Genomic DNA, 6682 nt, shown 5'->3' on the forward strand with positions numbered 1-6682 from the left:
CAGGCGTGCACCTCATCGACGACCAGAACCTTACGGAACAGTCCAAGCAAGCGAAGCGACTGATGCCTGCTGTGCAGCACCGCGAGCAGCGCCTGGTCGATTGTGCCTACGCCGGCCGGGGCCATCAGCGCACGCTTGTTGTGGTCGGCCAACCATGCGTTGCAGCGGACGCTTGCGCTTTCATCCAACTGTTGGTCGTCGTCGGTAGTTGGGCCGCTCGGAATCACGGATTTGGCGAATGCTTCCACCAGGTTGCGTTGGCCGTGCGCCAGGACAAGGCTGGCATTGCCCGAAAACAGGCGCGCATAGACTTGCGCGATGCGGCCGTACATCGCATTGGCCGTGGCCATGGTCGGCAAGCCAATAAAGAAGCCATCGGCCTGACCTGCCGCCATCAAGCGGTGCGCCAGCAAGACTGCCGCTTCGGTCTTGCCCGCGCCGGTCACATCCTCCAGTAGGTAAATCTGGGGGCCGCGCGAAAGCTCTGTCGTTGCCGCCCAGGATTGCAGCGGAGATGGCGTGGTGATTTTCGGGAAAAGGGACTCGAATGGCAGTGCACCGCCACAGTGCAGCGGCAAGACCCCGGAATGATCAAGTGCAACAGCCGCTTGTTTCTTGGCATGCGCCCAGTATTCTCGCAAGGGCAGTGGGTCGTCAGGCTCGGCGCGATACGTGAAGTAATCCGTATTGGACCCTAGCCAGTCAGCGAGGACGGCCAAGCCCGCCATCCACCACGACAACTCCTGGCTGGCGTGTTCAAAAGCTTCCGGGTCAAGCGTGGTGGGGATGCCCGCCTCCCGACCCTCAAAGATCAGCTCTCGAAGATCGTCAGCGAACTGAAAAATTGCAGGCGGGTCATCCTGCCAATGGAAGTGGTTTTTCCACCGTCCACACGGCTGTGCTTCTGGCGGTTGGCCGTGATGGCCGGTCACAGCGCTGACCCAGTAGTTGAGTCCGTGTGCACAGGCTTTGGTCGGAAGCCCAAACCATCTGTTCTCAACGGCGTACCTTTCGAGTTTGTCGCTCCAGAACAGCATGCCAAGACTGTCATGGCGAAGCGTATACACCTTGCTGGCGTCTGGCAGACGACCTCTCAGTTTTTCAAACAGATCAGGCCGTTGACTTTGGAAGCTTTCCGAGAACTTGCCAAGATCATGCATGGCGAGCCAGAACGCTATCCATTGCTCTTGCGCTACCTCATCGTCGGCATGCATTCGCGAGCCGAGAAAATCACGAAAGGCAGGAGCCCTGCGCAAGTATTGCAGTCCAACCGCCGCAACATCCAGACAGTGATACGGCAGCAAATGCAACTGCGCGCCTCCGCTTTCTTGCGGCGTGGCCTTACCCCAGTAACGAAAATATGATTTGGCGGCCATGGACTCGACCAAACTGTCTGACAAATAGGCCTTCCTGACGACTCATTGCCAAGAAGGACGGCATTGCCCGCATGCGGATCGCCAAAACGATTACGCTTTGGGCTGCCGAGCTGAACACGCTTGGTATGTTGCGCGCTCTGCTAGCTCACAGCGTGAGCTAGTCGCCCGAATATTTCAGAAACATGGCATCGACTTCTTCTTTCAACCGGCGCCGCAAGGAATGGGGTTCTTCTACAACGACGTGCGCGCCGTGCCGCATCACGTCCATCAGCAGTTCGCGTTCGTCGGAATAAGGCACTTTCAGGCGATAGCGCCCATCGGGAAGATCTTCGCCACACTGGTCGGCATGCCATCTTTCGTAGCGTACCCAACGCGCGCGCTCCGCCGAAAAAATCAGGCTGGCTATTTCTCTGGGAGCGCCAGCAAAGATGCCGTATGCAGCTGCGTAGTGAGCGTTCAGTGTTTCGTCGGGAATGTCTATTGCGACTTCCGGTAGTACGGCAACGCGAACCAATGTTTCGGCAGCGAAGCTGCGTAGACCATCCCGGAGGTGACACCACGCGTCGAGATACCAATTGTCTCGGTAATGCACCAAGCGCTGTGGCGACAGATTGCGCGTTGTAATCTCGTCTCGTGAACGGTTCCAGTGCTCCACCTTGAGCTGCTGCCTTGATAGCAGAGCAGATGCCATGTCCGCAAAATAGCGCGGCTCGAGCTGGCGTTTGGCGATGGATAGCAATCGCACGCGGTGGCTCACTTCAGCAGATGAATGGCCAAAGGTTTCCAGCAAGGACGCGAGCCGAGATTGAATTGGAGCAAGGTGTGCCGCGAGAACTCCTGGTTCGATATCACCGAGGAGTTTTTGCGCTGCCAGCAGTGCAAACAATTCCTTGGCCGAAAACCACAGTCCAGGCAACTCATAATGCGGCCCGCCCAGATTGAGATGGTCAAAGAAGTATCCGCCAGCCGCACGGTCCCAAACGATCGGTGCATGTAGGCGATCGCGCATGTACTCGATGTCGCGTTTGAAAGTCGCTTGGGATACTTCAAGTGCCGCGAGGAAGTCCTCAATGGGAACCGCCCGTTGTGTGCGCAGCAACTTGTCGATGACGTAAAAGCGCTCAGAACGGTTCATGCGATTGCCTTATGTAGCAATAATTAATTGCTAGGCGAACGCTCGTTGAAGCAGCGAGACTCCGAATCGTGCTGGCTAGCACGGAGGCATCCTTTGCACTACAGTGGTCCCCTGACCCGTCGGTCTAGAACAGCGACCCAAGGCCAGCGCTAGGCCCCTGGGTGAAGACGTTGGCGTTCGTCCCTCGTCCCAAGCGACATGCTACAACCTTCCTCGACGTTGGGCGATGGCACCAGTGCCGACGACTCTACTGCAGCGCCCCGGGCGACAGCGGCGAGCCGACGACCAGCGGGCGGGTCCCGGCCGGAAGCATGAACTCGGCGGTCGGCGCCAGATTCTGCTCGCGAACGAAGCCGGGCAAATCGGCCTTGCCGCGCAGTGGCGAGTGGCTGCTCAGGCGGAACGGCAGGCCATCGCCATCGCTCAGCTCTGACTTTTCGACGATCTGGTTGCCGGCGTAGCGCCCCGGCGCTTTCGGCAAGGCCCGGCCATAGCCGGCGACCAGGTTGTTGATCGCCCACACTTCGAATCCAGGCGGCATCCGATCCAGCCAGACGTGCAGGAAGTTGCCGGCGGGCAGGTCGTCGATCAGCGTGTTGTGCGCCAGGTAAAGCGCGTTGTCGGGCCAGCGCTTGCCTTCGGCACCATAAGAAATGAGGTCCACGTTGTCGCTCGTTTCGCTCTGGCCGATGATATTGCCGATCACCCATGCCAACCCGCCATTGGGGAATTCAAGCTCGTACGACGCCCTGCCGCCGGCCCCGTCGACGAGCAGGTTGTAGAAGATGCGGCTTTCGCGGGCGCGGGACTTGATCAGGTGGCCAAGATAGCCCTGCTGGAAGCGACTCCCCTTGACACTCAGCCGGGCGATGGTGCCAGCGTAAAGCAGGTGATGCAGCGCACCGGCGTGCTTCGGCGCCTCGCCGAACTCGCTGTCCTCGACCTCGAGCACGGTGTCGGCGACGTTGCCGGTGAGGATGCCCATCTCGTTGTCGAAGAAGGCGCAGCGGACGACGCGAAGATGGCCTCGTTCAAAGCGGATGCCGGCGCCGTTGCCATCGGCTACCCGCGCGCCGCGGAACTCGAGGTTCTCGATCAGCAGGTCGCCGTTGCGCACCACCCACAGCGCCTTGCCTTCGGCGCTGGCGCCGTCGGCGATCAGGCGCGGGCGCTTGCCGGTTCCGCGGATGGTGAGCCGGCCTTGCGTCCACACCACCGCTTGCTGGCGGTATTCGCCGGGCCGGATTTCAATGGTATCGCCATCGCGCGCGATGCGTGCCGCTTCCTCGATGCTGCGCACCGCTTCCAGCGGACCGACGACGATGGTTCTGCCGGGCGCGGTGGTGCTCGCCATCCGCTTCTCGGGGGTTTTGGCCTGGGCGCTTTCCCTGACCCCGGCAGTGACGCCTGCGGCGGTTGAGGCTGGCCCCGGGGCCGGGGCCGGGGCTGCCGCTGAGGGCCGCTCGGCAGGCGCCCGGATGACCTCCAGCTGACCTTGCGCGTTGCGCCGAATGTTGCCCAGTTCGGAGGGTGCCGGCGGCAGCTGGTCAGCCAGGACAGCGGCGGCCAGAAAGCTCAGCACGAACGCGGCGGTGAGGCGTCGTCGCTTGCTCATTGCTCTTCCTCTTGTCAATGGTCATACGCCGCCGGCGGCGTCCGGAAACCCCTTTACTGTCCGGAAATTACGCAATCGTGGCCAGCGACGCAAGCCCTACGAGAGTTCGACCTGCGCGCCGAGCTCGACCACCCGGTTCGGCGGAATCTTGAAGAAGGCCGTCGCCGGGTCGGCGTTGCGAAACATCCAGGTGTACAGCACCTGCCGCCAGTGTCCCATTCGCGAACGCTTGGCGATCGGCATGGTGACGATCGTCTCGCGGCCGAGAAAGAACGAAGTTTCCATCATCTCGAAGGCCAATCCATGCCCGGCGCACAGTTCCATCGCTCGCGGCAGGTCAGCTTCGTCCTTGAAACCATAGCGGACGAAAACCCGGTAAAACCCGGCGGGCAGCGCTTCAACATGCACGCGCTCGCCCTCGGCAACACGCGGTACGTCTTCAACGTCGACGTGCAACAAGACCACACGCTCGTGCAGGACCTTGTTGTGGTACAGGTTATGCAGCAGCGCCCGCGGCACGCCGTCGGGGGTGGCGGTGAGGAAGACGCCGGTGCCATCGACGCGGTGCGGTCCGCCCAGCTCCAGGCTGCCAATGAACGCGGCGAGCGGTATCGTATCTTGCGCGAGTTTCTCGTAGAGCAACTGACGCCCGAGCCTCCAGGTCGATAGCAGGATAAAGACCGACAAGCCGAGCGCCAGCGGGAACCAGCCGCCGTCAAAAATCTTGATGACGTTGGCCGAGAAGAAAGCAAAGTCGACGACTACGAAAAAAACCAGGAACAGAGCCGCGCGCGGCCAGCTCCACTGCCACAGCGCGCGCACGACGACAAAGGCGAGGATGGTATCGATCATCATCGTCAGGGTGACGGCGATGCCGTAGGCCGAAGCCAGGTTCGACGACGAGCGGAAGCCGAGGACGACGACGATCACCGCCGCCAGGAGCAGCCAGTTGATGTTCGGAACGTAGATCTGGCCCTTCTCGCGTTCGGAGGTGAACTTGATGCGGATGCGCGGACAGTAGCCGAGTTGCATGGCCTGGCTGGTCAGCGAAAAGGCGCCGGAAATCACCGCCTGCGAGGCAATCACCGTCGCCACCGTGGCCAGCAAGACCAGCGGTATGCGCAGGATTTCACTCGGCGCCATCAGGAAAAAGGGATTTTCGACCGCCGTCGGGTCGGCGAGGATCAAGGCTCCCTGGCCGAGATAGTTGAGGTACAGCAGCGGAAAGACACACGCGAACCAGGCCCACTTGATCGAGCGCCGCCCGAAATGGCCCATGTCGGCGTAAAGCGCTTCGCCGCCGGTGATCGCCAGCACCACCGAACCCAGCGCCACAAAGGCCATCCCCTGATGTTCGAAAATGAAGCGCAGCGCGTACCAGGGATTAATCGCCAGCAGCACGGAAGGATGCTGGATGACTTGCCACAAACCGAGCGCACCGAGGCAGACAAACCAGAACAGCATCAGCGGGCCAAACAGTGCCCCGACAGCCGCCGTGCCGTGGCGCTGAAATACGAACAGGACCACCAGAATGGCGACGGTGATTGGCAGGACGTAGGGCTCGAGCACAGGCGCCACGACTTCCATACCTTCGACCGCCGCCAGCACCGACATCGCCGGGGTGATCACGGCGTCGCCGTAAAACAGCGCGGCGCCGAAAATGCCCAGCGCCGAGATCGCCCACAGCAGGCGCGGCGAGGCGTTCGACGTGCGCAGCGCCAGCGCCGTCAGCGCCATGATGCCGCCCTCGCCCTTGTTGTCGGCGCGCGTGATGAACAAAACGTACTTCAGTGAAACGGTGATGGTCAGCGCCCAGAAGACCAGCGACAGGATGCCGAGAACGCTGTCGGCGTTAATCGGCAGCGGATGGTGGCCACCAAAGACCTCCTTCATGGTGTACAGCGGACTGGTGCCGATGTCGCCAAAGACGACGCCCATTGCCGCCAGCGCCGTCGCCGCCAGACCCGATTTCTCGCCATGTGGCGAGTTCTCTGCGGTCATTGCCCCTCCCGGAATCCTGCTCACGAGTCCCCCAAACGCTTCTTCCCCGACCAGACAGCGGACCAGCGTTTGGCGAGGCACCTCTCGGCGGCCTTTTCGACTGCTGCAGCGCAGCAACGAAGGCGCGATTCTAGGGTGAAAGCAGCCTCACGACAAGAACAAAAGCAAACCTGACAAAATCTGAAAATTAGCTGACACATGCTTGATCGGAAAGAGATTTTCGGCTTTTCTCAAGCAAACGCAAAAAGCCCCGGAGGCAACGACCCGAGCCCGTCGGGCGGTGCTACAATCCTGCCCCTCGCTTGGCTGGATCCATCGACCGGGAGTCTACATGATGACTGAAGAAAACAAGCTTCTTGAGCACGAGACACTGCAAAAAGGCCTCGCCGACGTGCATCTCAGCGAAATACGCTCCCTGCTCTCCTTGCAGAAACGCGTCGAGGAACTCGTTGAGCCACTGCTGCGCGAGCAGGACAGCCCCTCCCTGGATGAAGCGAACCTGCATATCCAGGAGCAATATCGCAACGACCTTCGCCAGAAGCTCAAGCTGATGCC

The 6682-nt window shown here is 61.0% G+C and carries 4 protein-coding genes and 1 pseudogene; 1 reads left to right on the forward strand and 4 read right to left on the reverse strand.

The features are described 5' to 3' along the window. From RUW20_RS13765 to RUW20_RS13780, 4 genes are all read right to left on the reverse strand, one after another. Positions 1-1400 (reverse strand): CRISPR-associated endonuclease Cas3'' (locus tag RUW20_RS13765; protein ID WP_313952805.1); only part of this gene is annotated, 1400 nt, incomplete at its 3' end. A 133-nt stretch (positions 1401-1533) separates the two neighbouring features. After that, complete coding sequence (locus RUW20_RS13770; RefSeq protein ID WP_313952806.1) at positions 1534-2511, reverse strand: YafY family protein; 978 nt, start codon at positions 2509-2511, stop codon at positions 1534-1536. A 247-nt stretch (positions 2512-2758) separates the two neighbouring features. Then, on the reverse strand, positions 2759-4126 hold the full coding sequence (locus RUW20_RS13775; protein WP_313952807.1) for a hypothetical protein: 1368 nt from the start codon (positions 4124-4126) through the stop codon (positions 2759-2761). A gap of 96 nt (positions 4127-4222) precedes the next feature. Beyond that, positions 4223-6127: a potassium transporter Kup gene (locus RUW20_RS13780; RefSeq protein WP_313952808.1), complete on the reverse strand. Its 1905-nt coding sequence runs from the start codon at positions 6125-6127 to the stop codon at positions 4223-4225. 334 nt (positions 6128-6461) lie between these two features. Between RUW20_RS13780 and RUW20_RS13785 the strand changes: the two are divergent. Then, positions 6462-6682: pseudogene (locus RUW20_RS13785) on the forward strand (magnesium transporter CorA); the annotation flags it as partial.

Source organism: Accumulibacter sp. (assembly GCF_032229525.1).
Taxonomy (GTDB): Bacteria; Pseudomonadota; Gammaproteobacteria; order Burkholderiales; family Rhodocyclaceae; genus Accumulibacter.

Excerpts from the sequence above, each read along its gene's own strand:
- RUW20_RS13770 (WP_313952806.1), bottom strand. The coding sequence starts at position 2,511 with ATGAACCGTTCTGAGCGCTTTTACGTCATCGACAAGTTGCTGCGCACA.
- RUW20_RS13775 (WP_313952807.1), bottom strand. The coding sequence starts at position 4,126 with ATGAGCAAGCGACGACGCCTCACCGCCGCGTTCGTGCTGAGCTTTCTG.
- RUW20_RS13780 (WP_313952808.1), bottom strand. The coding sequence starts at position 6,127 with ATGACCGCAGAGAACTCGCCACATGGCGAGAAATCGGGTCTGGCGGCG.